The following is a 17378-nucleotide window of genomic DNA, read 5'->3' on the forward strand; positions in this document are numbered from 1 at the left end:
CTTTAAGGGACCGGGCCTGCCGAAGTCAGCAAGCCGAAATTAATCACTTATGCTCGAATAAAACCATCGATTCCAGATGACCAGTGTGCGGGAACATATCCAGCATCGCCAGCCGCTGAATCTGGTAACCCGCATTTAATAGCGCTTGACTGTCACGGGCAAGCGTTGCCGGATTACAGGAAACATATACCACTTTTTTTGGTGCCAGTTTTACCACGTACTGCATGACGCCAGCCGCACCCGCGCGCGCCGGATCCAACAGTATTTTATCAAACCCCTGCCGCGCCCACGGTTGCTGAGTGACATCTTCTTCAAGATTTTCATGAAAAAATGTCACATTGTGCAACGCATTTTGCCGCACGTTCTCCTGGCCCTTCTCAACCAGCTCCGCCACCCCTTCCACACCCACCACGCTCGCCGCATGGGTTGCCAGTGGCAGGGTGAAGTTGCCCATTCCGCAAAAAAGATCCAGTACGCGCTCGTCCGGTTGCACGTCAAGCCATGCCAGCGCGGCAGCCACCATTTTCTGATTGACGCCATCGTTGACCTGAATGAAGTCGCGTGGACTGAACGTTAAGCGTAGCCCGTCAGAGCAATACCAGGGAGCCTCACCGCTAATCCTTTCCAGTATCTCGCTTTCCGGGGCGAGATACAGCATCACGCCCTCGGAATGCGAAAAGCGTTCCAGTTTTTGCCTGTCAGCGGCAGAGAGGGGGGCGGTATGGCGCAAAATCATCATCGGGCCGTTATCTGCCAGCACCAGTTCGACATGCCCTAAGTGGCGTGCCCCCTGCAGGGTATCCAGGCAATTGCGCAGTGGCACCAGTAATGCTTCAAGACGGGGCACCAGTACCGGGCAGTGCGACACGTTAACGATGGTTTTGCCATTGGCCTGGCGAAAGCCCATCTCAAGGCGCTGTGATTTCGGCTGCCAGCTAAGGCTCAAGCGCGCTCGCCGGCGATATCCCCACGGGGAGGCGGCGATGACCTCATCAACGTCACGTTTCATCATCCTGGCGAGCGCCGCAGCTTTACTCTTTTGCTGTAGCGCCACACTGGCGTGCTGCTGCTGGCACCCGCCGCACACGCCGAAATGCGGGCAGCGGGGCACAAGTCGTTCAGGACTGTCATTGTGGCGACGCTTAACTTCACCACGGGCAAACTGCCGCTTATCCTCGACGAGAACAACGTCTGCGGTCTCCTGAGGCAATAATCCCGGCACAAACAACGCTTTTCCATTATGCCGCGCAACCCCCTGTCCAAAGGGATCGAGGTCGTTTACTGTTATGGTTACTTTCTGACTTGTCGTCACACGTCGTTTTGCAGAGTAGAATTGCGCCATTGCCGAGAATTTTCTCAATTACAGATAATGGCGACATTCTCCCATAACGGAACCCCATGACCAACTACAGCCTGCGTGCGCGCATGATGATTCTGATACTCGCCCCCACGGTGCTCATCGGTGTGCTGTTGAGTATTTTCTTCGTCGTCCATCGCTACAACGACTTACAGCGTCAACTGGAAGATGCGGGCGCCAGTATCATTGAGCCCCTTGCGGTCTCCAGCGAATACAGCATGACGCTGCAGGACCGGGAGGCCATTGGTCAGTTGATTAGCGTACTGCACCGTCGTCACTCCGAAATTGTCCGTGCTATCTCCATCTATGATGATCAAAACCATCTGTTCGTGACCTCCAATTTTCAGCTTGACCCACGGGGAGTACGTCTGGCCGATGGTGCCCCCTTTCCCCGACGCCTGACCGTCACCCGAATCGGGGATCAGATGATCCTGCGCACCCCCATTGTTTCAGAGGGCTATTCCCCCGATGAGTCTGCCGTAACCGACGCGAAACCGGCGGGGAATATGCTGGGCTATGTGGCGCTGGAACTGGACCTTAAATCCGTTCGGTTACAGCAATATAAAGAAATTTTCATCTCCAGCTTGATGATTTTGTTCTGTATTAGCATCGCGCTGGTCTTTGGCTGGCGCTTAATGCGGGACGTCACCAGCCCGATTCGCAACATGGTAAATACGGTTGATCGCATCCGTCGCGGTCAACTGGACAGTCGGGTTGAAGGTTTTATGCTTGGCGAGCTCGACATGCTGAAAAACGGTATCAACTCAATGGCCATGTCGCTGGCGGCCTATCACGAAGAGATGCAACATAACATCGACCAGTCCACCTCCGATCTGCGCGAAACGCTGGAACAGATGGAGATCCAGAACGTCGAACTGGATCTGGCGAAAAAACGCGCCCAGGAGGCGGCGCGCATCAAATCCGAGTTCCTTGCCAATATGTCGCATGAACTGCGTACGCCGCTCAACGGGGTGATTGGCTTTACCCGACTGACGCTGAAATCTGAGCTAAACCCGACCCAGCGTGACCATATGCTGACCATCGAGCGTTCGGCTAACAACCTGCTGGCTATCATTAACGACGTGCTGGATTTCTCCAAGCTGGAAGCAGGAAAACTGATCCTCGAAAGTATCCCCTTCCCGTTACGCAGTACCCTGGATGAAGTGGTCACGCTGCTGGCGCATTCAGCGCATGACAAGGGGCTGGAGCTGACGCTCAATACCCGCAATGATGTGCCGGATAATGTCATCGGCGACCCTCTGCGCCTGCAGCAGGTCATCACCAATATCGTTGGCAATGCCATTAAATTTACCGAAAGCGGTAACATCGACATTCTGGTGGAAAAACGTGCCATCAGTAATAACAAGGTCCAGATCGAAGTCCAGATCCGTGACACCGGTATTGGCATACCAGAGCGCGATCAGTCGCGCCTTTTCCAGGCGTTTCGCCAGGCCGACGCCAGTATCTCTCGCCGCCACGGCGGCACCGGGCTGGGGCTGGTCATCACCCAACGCCTGGTTAATGAGATGGGCGGGGATATCTCTTTCCATAGTCAGCCGCATCGTGGCTCCACCTTCTGGTTCCATATCAACCTTGACCTTAATCCCAATGCCATTACCGAAGGGCCGGTTACCGGTTGTCTTAAAGGTAAGCGTCTGGCCTATATCGAACCCAATGCGGCTGCCGCGCAAAGTACGCTGGATGTACTGAGCACTACGCCGCTTGAAGTGATATACAGCCCGTCGTTCTCCGCTCTGCCACCGGACCACTACGACATCATGCTTATGTCAATTCCTGTTACCCTCCACGAGCCGCTCAGCATGCAGCATGAACGGCTGGCGAGGGCCAAAGCGATGACCGATTACCTGCTGCTGGCGCTGCCGTGCCACGCGCAAATCAATGCCGAAGAGCTCAAACAGGACGGTGCGGCAGCCTGCCTGCAAAAACCTCTCACCGCTACACGTCTGTTGCCTGCGTTAACCGAGTACTGCCGCTCAGCGCGGCCCACGCCGCCGGTGGATGAGAGCAAGCTGCCGATGACGGTAATGGCGGTGGATGATAATCCAGCCAACCTTAAACTTATCAGCGTACTGCTTGAAGATCAGGTGCAGCATGTTGAGGTCTGCAATAGTGGTGCTCAGGCGCTGGAGCGTGCCAGACAGATGCCGTTAGACCTTATCCTGATGGATATTCAGATGCCGGAGATGGATGGTATTCGCGCCTGTGAACTCATTCGCCAGCTGCCGCATCAGCATCAGACTCCGGTGATTGCGGTGACTGCCCATGCTATGGCAGGCCAGAAAGAGAAGCTGTTGAGCGCAGGAATGAACGATTATCTGGCGAAGCCTATTGAAGAGGACAAACTGCATACTCTGCTGCTGCGCTATAAACCGGATCCCGTCATCACTCCCGAGCCTGCGGCGGTAGCGGAACCCGTGGTCAATGAGGACGTGACGCTTGACTGGCAGCTTGCACTGCGTCAGGCGGCAGGGAAAACCGACCTCGCCCGTGAACTGTTGCAAATGCTGGTGGCGTTTCTTCCCGAAATCCGTAACCGGGTGGAAGAACAACTGGTGGGTGAAGCCCCTGAAGGTTTGATGGAGTCTATCCATAAACTGCACGGCAGCTGTAGCTACAGCGGTGTTCCGCGCCTTAAAAAACTGTGCAAACTGATAGAAAATCATTTGCGCAGTGGTGTCCCTGCAGAAGACCTGGAGCCGGAGTTTCTGGAGCTGCTCGATGAGATGGACAATGTAACTCGCGAGACGCGAAAACTGATGGGGTAACCGGTGAGAGCCTCTCCCGCAAGGCGGAGAGATGCCTGGTAATATTTGGTTTTACAGCGATAACAATGTGCATTGAGAATATAACCGTCAACGCGATGACAGGGTCCGGCTGAAAATCGACGACGCGTATCCGCAAGGCCGGGGCGCCGCGCAGGGATGCGCGGCGAGGGCGGCTTTACAGGGAGGTTTCCTCCGCCCGTCCCCGATAAGCCTGAAGGATTAAGCGAAGTGGACCGCGAAGCGGCGATTTTCGTGGCCGGGAGCCCGGGTCGCCAGGGTGGTGGCGGTGAACCACCCTGGCACGTTCACGGGTTCTGGAGCTACAGAGAAGCAAGGAACATAAGGTGAACGGAATGACCTTCAGAGTCGCATGTTCCCCTCACCCTGACCCTCTCCCCAAAGGGGAGAGGGAACTGTCCATGCTCGTATTCTTTATATGGAGATCACTCAACCTGCCGGGTGAAGGTAACCGATGAACAAACGTTACTTGCCTTGCCCGATTTTTAATACCGCCGCGATGTTACGGGCCGCCATGCGGACGTTCTCTCCCGCACTGGCCAGCGCATCATCCAGCGAACAAATTTTATATATCACGCTGAAGACCGCATCAATGCCGTGGTCGTGAACCACACCCACATCAGCCGTCAGACTTCCGGCGATACCAATAACCGGAATGTTGTAGCGTTTGGCGACCTTTGCTACGCCAACAGGCACTTTGCCATTGATAGTCTGGCTATCGATACGCCCTTCCCCGGTTATCACAAGGTCAGCATCCGCGACATGGGCATCAAGAGATAATGCCTCAGTGACTATCTCAATTCCCCGACGCAGTTCAGCACCACAAAAAGCGTACAGCGCTGCCCCCATTCCACCTGCCGCACCACCGCCCGCCAGGTTGAGTACATCCTGATCCAGGTCGCGGGCAATCAGCTTCGCATAATGGCCGAGCGCCTGATCAAGCCGGGCAATCATTTTCGGTGTCGCCCCTTTCTGGGGGCCAAAGATGGCTGACGCCCCCTCTTTCCCGGTCAGTGGGTTCGTCACATCACAGGCGACTTCAATGCGGCAGTCAGCCAGCCGTTTATCCAGCCCGCGCACATCAATGCTTACCAGCGTTTCCAGGGCGGCACCGCCAGGACCAATCTGCTGGCCCTGCTCATCAAGCAATTTTGCCCCCAGCGCCTGCACCATACCGGCGCCGCCGTCATTGGTGGCGCTGCCGCCAATGCCAATAATGATATGCTTTACGCCCGCATCCAGCGCGTGACGAATGAGCTCACCGGTTCCCCATGAGGTGGTGATCAACGGATCGCGATTGGCGGGAGGAACCAGTTCGAGGCCGCTGGCTGCAGCCATCTCAATAAAGGCACTGGTTTCATCACCAGACAAACCATAAAAACCATCAACCGGCTCACCTAAAGGGCCTTTTACCGCCACACTGACAATGCGTCCGCGGGTCGCGGCAACCATGGCTTCAACCGTCCCTTCGCCACCGTCCGCCACCGGCAATTTCACATAGTCTGCCGTGGGAAAAATTTCGCGAAACCCGCTTTCAATCGCGGTCGCCACTTCTAAGGCACTCAGACTTTCTTTATAAGAGTCTGGTGCGATAACAATCTTCATAAGCCATCCTTACGCATATTCACTGCCGCAAGCATATACCCGGAAGCCTAAGGAAACTGCCAGCCTCCGCAGAGACTGGCGATCCCATTAACGCACCATGCAGGGACGCTTGTTGTCGAACGTCCAGCCGGGGATCAGGTACTGCATCCCCATCGCATCGTCACGCGCGCCCAGACCGTGTTTCTGATACAGCTCGTGCGCCTTCATCACCTGGTCCATGTCCAGCTCCACGCCCAGACCCGGTGTGGACGGCACCTGCACCATCCCGCCTTTGATTTCAAACGGCTCTCTGGTCAGGCGCTGGTTGCCCTCCTGCCAGATCCAGTGCGTGTCAATCGCGGTGATTTTACCCGGTGCTGCGGCCGCCACGTGGGTGAACATCGCCAGTGAAATGTCGAAGTGGTTGTTGGAATGCGAGCCCCACGTCAGGCCAAACTCGTGGCACATCTGCGCCACGCGCACCGACCCCTGCATGGTCCAGAAGTGCGGGTCTGCCAGCGGAATGTCCACCGACTGCAGCGACAGCGTGTGACCCATCTGACGCCAGTCGGTGGCAATCATGTTGGTCGCAGTCGGCAGGCCGGTGGCGCGACGGAACTCCGCCATCACCTCGCGGCCGGAGAAGCCCTGCTCCGCCCCGCACGGGTCTTCGGCATAGGCCAGCGAGCCTTTCAGGTATTTACCGATGCTGATGGCCTCGTTCAGGGACCAGGCCCCGTTCGGGTCGAGGGTCACACGGGCTTCGGGGAAGCGTTTCGCCAGCGCCACGATGGATTCGGCCTCTTCATCACCTGCCAGCACGCCGCCCTTGAGTTTGAAGTCGTTGAAGCCGTATTTTTCATACGCCGCTTCCGCCAGACGCACCACGGCATCCGGAGTCATCGCCTCCTCATGACGCAGGCGATACCAGTCGCAGCGCTCATCCGGCTGGCTCTGGTAGGGCAGTGGCGTCGCCTTACGGTTACCGACGAAGAAGAGGTAGCCGAGCATTTCCACTTCGCTGCGCTGCTGACCGTCACCGAGCAGGGAGGCGACGTTCACGCCCAGGTGTTTACCCAGCAGGTCGAGCATCGCGGATTCAATGGCGGTGACCACATGGATGGTGGTGCGCAGGTCAAAGGTCTGCAGGCCGCGGCCCGCGGCGTCGCGGTCAGCAAAGGCGCTGCGCACGTCATTGAGGACATTTTTATAGGCGCCGAGGGTTTTACCGACAATCAGCGGAGCAGCGTCTTCAATGGTCTGGCGGATTTTTTCGCCGCCGGGGACTTCACCGACACCGGTGTTGCCGGAATTATCAGTGATGATAACGATGTTACGGGTGAAGAACGGCGCGTGGGCGCCGCTCAGGTTCATCAGCATACTGTCATGACCGGCAACCGGGATGACCTGGACTGAGGTAACAACAGGAGTCGAACTTTGCATACTCATCGTGGATCCTTATTGCCTGTTACTGACGACCAAAGACCGGGCGTTTTCTGTCGAATGTCCAGCCTGGGATCAGGTACTGCATGGGGCCCGCATCGTTACGCGCACCGCCTGGCAGACGTTTGTAGGCCTCATGGGCTTTTTCAATCTGCGCCCAGTCAATCTCTACACCCAGACCTGGTGCATCCGGCACGGCAATCTGCCCACCTTTGATTTCCAGCGGCTGTTTTGTCAGGCGGGCATCGCCTTCCTGCCAGATCCAGTGGGTATCAATCGCGGTTGGATTGCCCGGTGCCGCCGCGCCCACATGGGTGAACATCGCCAGCGAGATATCAAAGTGATTATTTGAATGGCAGCCCCAGGTCAGGCCCCAGTCGTCACACAGCTGCGCCACGCGCACCGCGCCGGACAGCGTCCAGAAGTGCGGGTCTGCCAGCGGAATGTCGACCGCGTTAAGCATCACCGCATGTCCCATTTCACGCCAGTTGGTGGCAATCATATTGGTGGCAACTGGCAGACCGGTAGCACGACGGAATTCCGCCATCACTTCACGGCCGGAGAAGCCCTGCTCTGCGCCGCACGGATCTTCCGCGTAGGTCAGCACGTCCTGCAGCCCTTTACAGAGTTCAATGGCTTCATCGAGCAGCCAGGCCCCGTTCGGGTCGACGGTAATACGTGCATCCGGGAAGCGCTTTTTCAGTTCACGTGCGGTTTCGATCTCTTTCTCACCCGGCAGAACCCCGCCTTTGAGTTTGAAGTCTTTGAAACCGTAGCGGTCCTGAGAGGCCTCCGCCAGACGCACCACCGCATCGCTGTTCATCGCTTCCTGATGGCGCAGGTGATACCACTCATGGTTGCCGTCGGTTTTGTCGAGATACGGCAGGTCGGTTTTGGTACGGTCGCCGATGTAGAACAGATAACCCAGCACGGTTACCGCATCACGCTGTTTGCCCGGACCGAGCAGTTCACACACCGGAACGTTCAGCGCTTTGCCGAGCAGGTCCAGCAGGGCGGCTTCAAGCGCCGCCACTGCGTTGACGCGCAGCTCGAAGGTCCAGGCGCCCTTGCCGAAGTTATCAAAATCGTGCGCCTGATTACCTTTGTGCACGCGCTGAACCACTTTGTTCAGTCGGGCTACTTCCTGGCCCAGCACCATTGGAATGGCGTCCACCAGGGTCTGGTAAATCACTTCACCGCCGGGAGCCTCGCCAACGCCGGTGTTACCGGCGTTGTCCGTGAGCACGACGATGTTACGCGTGAAATAAGCGTTATGCGCACCGCCAATGTTCATCAACATGCTGTCATGGCCGGCAACCGGAATGACCTTCATATCTGTAACGACGGGGCTTGCTTGCGTACTCATAGTTATTGTCCTGTTACGGGTTTCAGTTCGATACGTTTGATATTGCCCACCAGTACCAGATAAGACAGTACGGCAACCAGAGCGTGAATACCGACGTAGATCAGCGCGCCGTTAAAGGAACCGGTCGTCCCCACGATGTAGCCGATAGCAATCGGGGTCACGATGCCGGAGATATTACCGAACATGTTGAACAGACCACCGCTCAGGCCACTGATCTCTTTTGGTGCGGTGTCGGCCATCACCGCCCAGCCCAGCGCACCGATCCCTTTACCGAAGAAGGCCATCGACATGAAGCCGATAATCATCCATTCCACGTCAGTGTAGTTACAGAACACCATCACCATGGAGAGCAGCATGCCCAGCACGATAGGTGTTTTACGCGCAATGTTCAGAGAGCCGGTACGACGCATTAACCAGTCGGAGATAATTCCCCCCAGTACGCCGCCCGCAAAACCGCAGATGGCCGGAACAGATGCGATAAAGCCCGCTTTCAGAATCGACATACCACGAGCCTGCACCAGATAAACCGGGAACCAGGTGATAAAGAAGTAAGTCAGGGCGTTAATGCAGTACTGTCCAAGATAGATACCCATCATCATGCGGGAACCCAGCAACTGCTTAATTTGTCCCCACTTCACGCTGAACGGTACTTTCACTTTCGTGTTGGCCTGATCCATGTTGATCAGCGCACCGCCTTCAGCGATATATTCCAGCTCCTTCTTGTTCACTTTCGGGTGCTGGTTCGGTTCATAAATCACTTTCAGCCAGATGAAGCTGATAACGATACCCAGACCACCCATAAAGAAGAACACATGTGACCAGCCCACTTCATGGGTCAACCATCCCATGATCGGTGCGAAAATGACCGTAGCGAAATATTGTGCGGAGTTAAAAATCGCGACTGCCGTTCCCCTCTCCTGTGCCGGGAACCAGGCCGCGACAATGCGACTGTTACCCGGGAAGGAAGGCGCCTCAGCAAGACCCACCAGGAAGCGCAGGGTGAAGAGCGCAACGATGATGCCAAAGCCGCTGAAAATATCGACGAAACCTTGCAGTAACGTGAAAAGGGACCAGATGAAGATGGACCAGAAATAAACACGTTTGGAACCGAAGCGGTCAAGCAACCAGCCGCCCGGAATCTGGCCAATGACATAGGCCCAGGAAAATGCTGAGAAAACATAACCCATACCGATCGGGTCAAGGCCAATGTCTTTGGCCATTTGTGAACCGGCGATCGACAGCGTTGCGCGGTCACCGTAGTTGAAGGATGTGACGATGAACAGCATCACCACTATCCAGTAGCGGGCGTTAGTGCGCTTTTCGGCGCTGCTCGCTGCTTGGCTTAATGAACTCATGGTTGTACTCCCGAAGCATAAATGTTCATGTACATTCGTCCTGAACAGCGCAACCGGTAGGGGAAGTCAGGATGATGTATTTGTGTTTTTCGCAGCTTTTATTGCCGGGTCGCTATTCCCTGCGTACTGCGTTTTATTGACTGGCGAGAAAAGTATAAAAAGGGGTAGGTAAACTCTCACCGTGCAACAACACAACATTCCCCGATCCTGTCAGCCTGGTTTAATGCATAAGCACAACGGGATGGGGACTAACTCACGGAAATGAAAAGTTGGGGCGCTAACATTTGGCCAAAAGTCATGCAGTTTCAATTAATGTGAAACCTGTCGCTTGACGCCGTGTAAGTGCACTTTTTTGGCAGGGAAAACAGGAGGTTTTACTGGCATATGCCTGAGGCTTACTCGATTCAGTTAGCAGATAATGACTTTCGTCGCTATTTCTTTGCTAATTGCCTGAAAAGAACGGTTAGCCCTCCGGGCAGGGGGAGGGCCATAACCTTACTTCAACAGGGTCGCCCAGTGCTCAACCCACGGATTGGAGCGGGTTTCAGGCTCAGGATCTTCGCTGGCATCAATCAGCAACATCTCTCCAACGCGTTGGGCATTTTGCTCCTGCAACAGCGCATCAAACTTTTTACCGCCACCGCAGAAATTCGAGTATGTGCTATCGCCCAGGGCAATCACGCCGTATTGCAGTTCTGGTTGGTAACCCAGGCTGTCGCGTATGAAGTGAAAAAGCGGCGCGATGTTTTCAGGAAAGTCACCCTGCCCGGTCGTAGAGGTTACGATGAGCGCGTATTTATCCTGATAGTTTTTCCAGTCTGCCGCCTCCGGGTCTTCAAAGACCGTGGCGTTGTGCCCCTGCTCAGTAAGGATGCTTTGTGCTTCCTCAGCCACCAGCAGCGCGTTGCCGTACATCGTACCGACAAATATTCCAACTTCAGCCATATCATTCACTCCTTGGGTTAAACACCATGCCTGTCATCCTGACCGCTGCAGGCGGCAAACTCAACCCTTTCATTGTCGGGGAGAAGGCCCCGCCAGCCGAAGTGGGACAGGGCCTGCATCCATACGTCATCAAGCCCGGCGCGAATCATCAAAGGCTCGCCGGTAAAGGGATGCGTGAGCGAAAGCTGGCTTGCGTGAAGCATCAGTCGATCGAGACCAAAATGGGCAGATGCACTACGGTTCTGGCGCAGGTCGCCGTGTTTGCTGTCGCCAATGATAGGGTGACGAAGATGGGCAAGATGGCGACGCAACTGATGCTTACGCCCGGTTTTCGGGTTTAGCTCAACCAGGCCATAGCGGGTGGTGGGAAACTTACTGGTGGCTACCGGCATCTCGGTGGTCGCCAGCCCTCGGTAATGGGTAACCGCAGGCTGCGGGCCTTTATCAACCCGGGAAAATTTATCAGCGATTTTATCCAGCTCTTCCACCAGTGGATAATCAAGGATCGCCTCATCCATTAACCAGCCACGCACGATGGCGTGATACTGTTTTTGGATCTGATGTTGTTCAAACTGCTGTGCGAGCAGCCGCCCCGCTTCGCTGGATAGCCCCATTAACAGCACCCCGGAGGTGGGTCTGTCGAGACGATGCGCAGTGAATACATGCTGGCCAATCTGGTCGCGTACGGTCTGCATGACCACGACCTTTTCATCTCGATCCAGCCAGCTTCGGTGCACCAGCCAACCTGATGGTTTATTGACTGCGACCAGCCACTCGTCCTGGTAGATTATCTCCAGCATTATTCTTCGTCGCCTGCGAACAATGCATCCAGCGCTTCGAGCTGTGCAAGAAGCGGGTCTCTGGCAGGATGCGTGGAATCAAGAGCGATTTCATAATAAGGGGCAACGGCGAATGACGCAGGCAGTGGATGATTACCATCCAGCAGCGCGTGCATACGCGGGATAAGCACCCACTGAAGCCACTCGAATGGCTCCAGCGTGTCCATGCAGAAAGGCTGAGTACTTTCAAACACACTCGCCTCAGGCGCAACAGATTGCCACTGGCCCTGCTCACGCAAAAGTGTCTCAATGAGGTGCAACTGGTGGCGCACGCGCTCAGATATCGTCATGGGAACCTCAGAAGGAAAGGAAAATAGCGCGCAGAATAGCATTTGTCACGGGAAATAAAAAAAGGGAGCACTGTAAAAACAGTGCTCCCGGTTCGTTTCGCAGCAGTCCAGCTACTTTTGGTGCTCCCTGCTCATCCTTGACAACTTTTCCTGTGGTCTCCTGACCTGTTCATCCTTAAACCCGTTTATCCATAAACCTGTGCATCCTGCTCGCATCACCCCGATGCGAAATAGCCTCATCCATAAAGCGTGTCCCTGATCTTCATGATCCGCCGAACATCCTGCCCGGCTCTCATTCTCCTTCCTGGAGGTGTCCCTCAATGCACTCCTGCACTTTCCTTTTGCTTCGTCCTGAAGCCTGTCCCTGAAGCACCGTCCACGGTGTAATCCTGATTCGAAATAACATCATCCTGATGTTCATTTCAGTGTGCGACTCCTTGTCGACGGGGGATAGAATCCCTTATTCCGCTTCGTCTTACAAGTGTTCTTAAGGCAAATATTTACCTGACTAACTATAAATAAACTAAGGGTATTATTTTTAATTAGTTGATTTTTCAGCGTTAGAAGAGAAAGGTTCTGTCATGTCCGGGGAGGCAACAGGCTGATCTCTCACAAGACGTGTAAGAGATCTCTCACAAGAAAAGTAGCAAATGGGATTACAGAACTGGCTCAATACGGTTAAGGAAGTCCGCAAGGTCTGGGGCAAGGACTACTCGCTGTGGGCGACCCAACGTCTCTTTCACTACCTCTCCGCTAAGGTTACAGAGTGAAATCACCTCGGTATCGCTCTCCAGAGTGGCGATAAACAGGGTAGGAGAAAGTTTGAGTCGTTTTTGCGTGACAAGATGGCCAATAAGGTTTTCCTGTACGCGCTGGAAATCTTCAGGGCTCCAGGTTTGCAACAGCGTGAACGTTTCAGACTGAAACCGTGCACACATATCCCCGGCAAACTGTGTGGTATAGAAAGCATGAATCGCTGGTTGTACCACAATATCCAGGGCACGTTCAATCGCGTTTACATTTTGTGAAGGCAAAAAGGGCCGCGGCTGCCAGGTGACCATCGTGTCGGTAGAGGAAAGGATACAGGGAGAGGGGACCCCATAAAGCGCCTCACTTTGTGGCCAGGTTTGATAGGTCGTTTGCCAGGCGTCGCAATAACGTGCGGTAAAAGCTTCCAGGGCCAGGGCAGTCTCTCTTTCCACGGGTTTCTCTCTTTCTTTAAGACAGGATACACTTTGCCCCTAGTGTAACTGTAAAAATGGCGATGAAACATGTCTTCCTATGATAACCATCAGGCGCTGGCTGGCCTGACGCTTGGCAAAAGCACCGACTACCGCGACCAGTACGATGCCAGCCTGTTGCAAGGGGTGCCCCGCAGCCTTAACCGTGAACCTTTAGGCCTCTACCCGGAAAACCTGCCCTTCCACGGCGCGGATATCTGGACGCTGTATGAACTCTCCTGGCTCAATGCCAACGGGTTGCCCCAGGTTGCCATCGGCCATGTTTCTCTGGACTACAGCAGCGTGAATCTGGTGGAATCCAAAAGCTTTAAGCTTTACCTCAACAGTTTTAATCAGACGCGATTCGCCTCCTGGGAAGCGGTCCAGCAAACCCTCACGCGGGATCTGAGCGCCTGTGCCGAGGGTCCTGTCACGGTGGCGCTTTATCGTCTCGATGCAATCGAAGGCCAGCCGATTACCCCTTTTCACGGCCACTGCATCGACGATCAGGATATCACCATCGACAGCTACACCTTCGACGCCGATCTGCTGACTGGGGCTGCCAGTGGTCATGTCGTTGAAGAGACGCTGGTGAGTCACTTACTCAAATCGAACTGCCTGATTACGCATCAGCCAGACTGGGGTTCCGTGCAGATCCAGTACCGTGGACCAAAGATTGACCAGGACAAGCTGCTGCGCTATCTGGTTTCTTTCCGCCATCACAACGAGTTTCACGAACAGTGCGTGGAGCGCATCTTTACCGACATTCAGCGTTTCTGCCAGCCGGAGAGCCTGAGTGTTTACGCGCGCTATACCCGACGCGGCGGGCTGGACATCAATCCGTGGCGCACCAATACCCGCTTTGAACCATCTTTGGGACGCCTGGTTCGTCAGTAAGGGCACGCTTTTTTACACTCTGCGAGAGAGATTCCATCTGGCAGGTTGTTAAACGTCATAAGCGGAGGCTATTGTAATCATCAGGGAAGATAAAATTTTCATCCCGTAAGGAGTTCACTTGATTACACATATTAGCCCGCTTGGCTCAATGGACATGTTGTCGCAACTGGAAGTCGATATGCTTAAGCGCACGGCCAGTAGCGACCTGTATCAACTGTTTCGTAACTGCTCACTCGCCGTCCTCAACTCCGGTAGCCTGACCGATAACAGTAAAGAGCTGTTGTCACGTTACGAAAGTTTCGACATTAATGTGTTACGTCGTGAACGCGGCGTAAAACTGGAACTTATCAACCCGCCCGAAGATGCCTTTGTTGACGGGCGGATTATTCGCTCGCTACAGGCAAACCTTTTCGCCGTGCTGCGCGATATTTTGTTCGTTAACGGGCAAATTCATAACGCAGGGCGTTTCCAGCATCTGAACCTGGAAAGCTCCATTCACATTACCAATCTTGTCTTCTCTATTTTGCGCAATGCCCGTGCCCTGCACGTGGGAGAAGCGCCCAATATGGTGGTGTGCTGGGGCGGCCACTCTATCAATGAAACAGAATATCTCTACGCCCGCCGTGTCGGTACGCAACTGGGTCTGCGTGAGCTGAATATCTGTACCGGCTGCGGGCCTGGTGCGATGGAAGCGCCAATGAAAGGTGCCGCGGTGGGACATGCCCAGCAGCGTTACAGAGACGGGCGTTTTATCGGAATGACGGAGCCTTCTATTATCGCAGCGGAACCACCAAACCCGCTGGTGAACGAGCTCATTATCATGCCGGATATTGAAAAGCGTCTGGAAGCGTTCGTGCGCATCGCCCACGGTATTATCATCTTCCCGGGCGGCGTCGGCACCGCAGAAGAGCTGCTCTATCTTCTGGGGATCCTGATGAACCCGGCGAACAAAGATCAGGTATTACCGCTGATTCTGACCGGCCCGAAAGAGAGCGCCGATTATTTCCGCGTACTGGATGAGTTTATCGTTAACACCCTGGGCGAAGGGGCACGTAAGCACTATCAGGTCGTGATTAACGATCCGGCAGAAGTCGCGCGTCTGATGAAAAAAGCGATGCCGCTGGTAAAAGAGAACCGTCGCGAAACCGGCGATGCCTACAGCTTCAACTGGTCGATTCGCATCGCATCCGATCTGCAGGTGCCGTTTGAACCGACGCATGAAAATATGGCCAATCTTAAGCTTTACCCGGATCAACCCGTGGAAGTGCTGGCCGCAGATCTGCGTCGCGCCTTCTCCGGTATCGTCACGGGTAACGTAAAAGAAGGGGGTATCCAGGCCATCGAAGCATTTGGTCCGTTTAAAATTCATGGCGACCGAGACATGATGCGCCGCATGGATGACCTGCTGCAGGGATTTGTGGCGCAGCATCGTATGAAATTGCCAGGTTCTGCCTACATACCTTGCTACGAAATTATCACCTGACCGTAAGCAAAAATCATAAGGGCAACTTATGTTGCCCTGCTTTTTAGCAGGCGGAGCAAACGATTGCGTACCTTTTCATCAACAAATTTTCATTCATTAAATGGGGTTGAGGTCAGATAAAACGCTGAAATCCCCCTTTTTAATAGCCAGTTTATCGTGTTTTAACCCTCTCCATTTGATCGCAAATCTCGCCAATGATAGCCTTCGCGCCCATATATTTTGGGCATTAAAAACCGTACAGACGTTTTCCCTGCCGATATCCCTATAAAAAGTGAATTATTGCATTTGAGATCGAGATCACTGTTCTATTCATAACATCTATGTATCTTTCCGCCCGCCAATAGTTACGGGAAGAAATTATAAAAAAACCGTAGATGACCGAATTTAATATTACCGCCGTGTTTTTTGGCCTTCGTTTTGACCAAATAGCGGCACATTACAGCTCTGGAGATATGTAAATGGAAACAACACAAACCGGCACCCTTGTTTCGGGTAGCACGCGCAGCGCATGGCGTAAAACGGATACCATGTGGATGCTGGGCCTTTATGGCACCGCTATCGGCGCAGGCGTGCTCTTTTTACCGATCAATGCCGGTGTGGGTGGGATGATCCCACTGATTATTATGGCGATCATTGCTTTCCCGATGACCTTTTTTGCCCACCGTGGCCTGACGCGCTTCGTGCTGTCTGGCAAAAACCCAGGTGAAGATATTACCGAAGTGGTTGAAGAACACTTTGGTACTGGCGCAGGTAAGCTGATTACCCTGCTCTACTTCTTTGCTATCTACCCGATTCTGTTAGTCTACAGCGTCGCCATTACCAACACTGTTGAAAGCTTTATGAGCCATCAGTTGGGAATGACGCCACCGCCACGCGCTATCCTCTCCCTAATCCTGATCGTGGGTATGATGACTATCGTGCGTTTCGGTGAGCAGATGATTGTCAAAGCGATGAGCATCCTGGTATTCCCGTTTGTCGCGGCCCTGATGCTGCTTGCGGTTTACCTGATCCCGCAGTGGAGCACCACCGCTCTGGATACCCTCTCTTTTAGCAGCACGAGCGTAACCGGTAACGGTTTGTGGATGACCTTGTGGCTGGCGATCCCGGTCATGGTTTTCTCCTTTAACCACTCGCCGATTATCTCCTCTTTCGCCGTGGCAAAACGCGAAGAGTATGGTGATGAAGCGGAGCGCAAATGTTCCCGTATCCTGAGCTTCGCCCACATCATGATGGTGCTGACGGTGATGTTCTTTGTTTTCAGTTGCGTACTGAGTCTCTCCCCTGCAGATCTGGCCTCGGCAAAAGCGCAGAACATCTCTATTCTCTCGTACCTGGCGAACCATTTTAACGCGCCTGTTATTGCCTGGATGGCACCGATTATCGCGATTATCGCCATCACTAAATCCTTCCTCGGCCACTACCTGGGGGCGCGTGAAGGTTTTAATGGCATGGTTATCAAATCCCTGCGCGGTAAAGGCAAGTCCATTGAAATCAATAAACTAAACAAAATCACCGCGCTCTTTATGCTGGTGACCACCTGGGCTGTTGCCACCCTGAACCCGAGCATCCTCGGGATGATTGAAAACCTGGGCGGCCCGGTCATTGCGGTTATTCTGTTCCTGATGCCGATGTACGCCATCAATAAAGTCCCGGCTATGCGTAAGTACAGTGGTCACATCAGCAACGTCTTTGTTGTTGTGATGGGCCTGATTGCCATCTCCGCGATTTTCTTCTCTCTGTTCAGCTAAGCCTTTTTGCGCCGTCTTTAGGGGCGGCGCACTTCCCTCTTTTTTCA

The 17378-nt window shown here is 54.2% G+C and carries 13 protein-coding genes; 4 read left to right on the forward strand and 9 right to left on the reverse strand.

The annotated features are described in order from the left end of the window. Positions 1-43 precede the first annotated feature (43 nt). Complete coding sequence (gene rlmD, locus M1D91_RS18525) at positions 44-1342, reverse strand: 23S rRNA (uracil(1939)-C(5))-methyltransferase RlmD (protein WP_437432561.1); 1299 nt, start codon at positions 1340-1342, stop codon at positions 44-46. A 56-nt stretch (positions 1343-1398) separates the two neighbouring features. On the opposite strand from rlmD, the gene barA reads away from it, so the two are divergent. Then, on the forward strand, positions 1399-4143 hold the full coding sequence (gene barA, locus M1D91_RS18530) for a two-component sensor histidine kinase BarA (protein WP_437432560.1): 2745 nt from the start codon (positions 1399-1401) through the stop codon (positions 4141-4143). 483 nt (positions 4144-4626) lie between these two features. Here the strand turns inward: barA and M1D91_RS18535 are convergent, their stop codons facing one another. The 8 genes from M1D91_RS18535 to syd all read right to left on the reverse strand — a co-directional run bounded on the left by M1D91_RS18535 (position 4627) and on the right by syd (position 13185). Next, entirely contained in the window at positions 4627-5766 is a 1140-nt protein-coding gene (locus M1D91_RS18535) for a glycerate kinase (RefSeq protein ID WP_437432559.1), read from the reverse strand. 87 nt (positions 5767-5853) lie between these two features. Continuing rightward, on the reverse strand, positions 5854-7194 hold the full coding sequence (gene gudD / locus M1D91_RS18540; RefSeq protein ID WP_457975821.1) for a glucarate dehydratase: 1341 nt from the start codon (positions 7192-7194) through the stop codon (positions 5854-5856). Between the two features lie 19 nt (positions 7195-7213). Next, positions 7214-8554 carry an enolase C-terminal domain-like protein gene (locus tag M1D91_RS18545; protein ID WP_437433657.1) on the reverse strand — a complete coding sequence of 447 codons (1341 nt, stop codon included), beginning with the start codon at positions 8552-8554 and terminating at the stop codon, positions 7214-7216. Between the two features lie 2 nt (positions 8555-8556). Next, positions 8557-9909 (reverse strand): galactarate/glucarate/glycerate transporter GudP, encoded by a 1353-nt coding sequence (gudP, locus tag M1D91_RS18550; protein WP_437433658.1) that lies wholly within the window; start codon positions 9907-9909, stop codon positions 8557-8559. A 495-nt stretch (positions 9910-10404) separates the two neighbouring features. Then, positions 10405-10854, reverse strand: coding sequence for a flavodoxin (locus M1D91_RS18555; protein WP_437433659.1), 450 nt, complete (start codon positions 10852-10854; stop codon positions 10405-10407). A gap of 17 nt (positions 10855-10871) precedes the next feature. Continuing rightward, positions 10872-11654 carry a tRNA pseudouridine(65) synthase TruC gene (truC, locus tag M1D91_RS18560; protein WP_437433660.1) on the reverse strand — a complete coding sequence of 261 codons (783 nt, stop codon included), beginning with the start codon at positions 11652-11654 and terminating at the stop codon, positions 10872-10874. After that, on the reverse strand, positions 11654-11983 hold the full coding sequence (locus M1D91_RS18565; protein WP_437433661.1) for a YqcC family protein: 330 nt from the start codon (positions 11981-11983) through the stop codon (positions 11654-11656). The genes truC and M1D91_RS18565 overlap by 1 nt, the downstream gene beginning before the upstream one ends. Positions 11984-12639: 656 nt before the next feature. Further along, positions 12640-13185 (reverse strand): SecY-interacting protein, encoded by a 546-nt coding sequence (gene syd, locus M1D91_RS18570; protein ID WP_437433662.1) that lies wholly within the window; start codon positions 13183-13185, stop codon positions 12640-12642. A gap of 69 nt (positions 13186-13254) precedes the next feature. Between syd and queF the strand changes: the two genes are divergently transcribed. The 3 genes from queF to M1D91_RS18585 all read left to right on the forward strand — a co-directional run bounded on the left by queF (position 13255) and on the right by M1D91_RS18585 (position 17331). Further along, the gene (gene queF / locus M1D91_RS18575; protein WP_437433663.1) at positions 13255-14100 is read left to right on the forward strand and encodes an NADPH-dependent 7-cyano-7-deazaguanine reductase QueF; all 846 of its coding nucleotides are present in this window, start codon (positions 13255-13257) and stop codon (positions 14098-14100) included. 118 nt (positions 14101-14218) lie between these two features. Then, positions 14219-15583, forward strand: coding sequence for a nucleotide 5'-monophosphate nucleosidase PpnN (ppnN, locus tag M1D91_RS18580; RefSeq protein WP_437433664.1), 1365 nt, complete (start codon positions 14219-14221; stop codon positions 15581-15583). Between the two features lie 458 nt (positions 15584-16041). Next, positions 16042-17331, forward strand: a complete 1290-nt coding sequence (locus tag M1D91_RS18585; protein WP_437433665.1) for an HAAAP family serine/threonine permease — start codon at positions 16042-16044, stop codon at positions 17329-17331. Positions 17332-17378 lie beyond the last annotated feature (47 nt).

Source organism: Enterobacter sp. SA197, assembly GCF_054131575.1.

Excerpts from the sequence above, each read along its gene's own strand:
- M1D91_RS18545 (WP_437433657.1), bottom strand. The coding sequence starts at position 8,554 with ATGAGTACGCAAGCAAGCCCCGTCGTTACAGATATGAAGGTCATTCCG.
- barA (WP_437432560.1), top strand. The coding sequence starts at position 1,399 with ATGACCAACTACAGCCTGCGTGCGCGCATGATGATTCTGATACTCGCC.
- M1D91_RS18565 (WP_437433661.1), bottom strand. The coding sequence starts at position 11,983 with ATGACGATATCTGAGCGCGTGCGCCACCAGTTGCACCTCATTGAGACA.
- truC (WP_437433660.1), bottom strand. The coding sequence starts at position 11,654 with ATGCTGGAGATAATCTACCAGGACGAGTGGCTGGTCGCAGTCAATAAA.
- gudD (WP_457975821.1), bottom strand. The coding sequence starts at position 7,194 with ATGAGTATGCAAAGTTCGACTCCTGTTGTTACCTCAGTCCAGGTCATC.
- M1D91_RS18585 (WP_437433665.1), top strand. The coding sequence starts at position 16,042 with ATGGAAACAACACAAACCGGCACCCTTGTTTCGGGTAGCACGCGCAGC.
- rlmD (WP_437432561.1), bottom strand. The coding sequence starts at position 1,342 with ATGGCGCAATTCTACTCTGCAAAACGACGTGTGACGACAAGTCAGAAA.
- M1D91_RS18555 (WP_437433659.1), bottom strand. The coding sequence starts at position 10,854 with ATGGCTGAAGTTGGAATATTTGTCGGTACGATGTACGGCAACGCGCTG.
- queF (WP_437433663.1), top strand. The coding sequence starts at position 13,255 with ATGTCTTCCTATGATAACCATCAGGCGCTGGCTGGCCTGACGCTTGGC.
- gudP (WP_437433658.1), bottom strand. The coding sequence starts at position 9,909 with ATGAGTTCATTAAGCCAAGCAGCGAGCAGCGCCGAAAAGCGCACTAAC.
- M1D91_RS18535 (WP_437432559.1), bottom strand. The coding sequence starts at position 5,766 with ATGAAGATTGTTATCGCACCAGACTCTTATAAAGAAAGTCTGAGTGCC.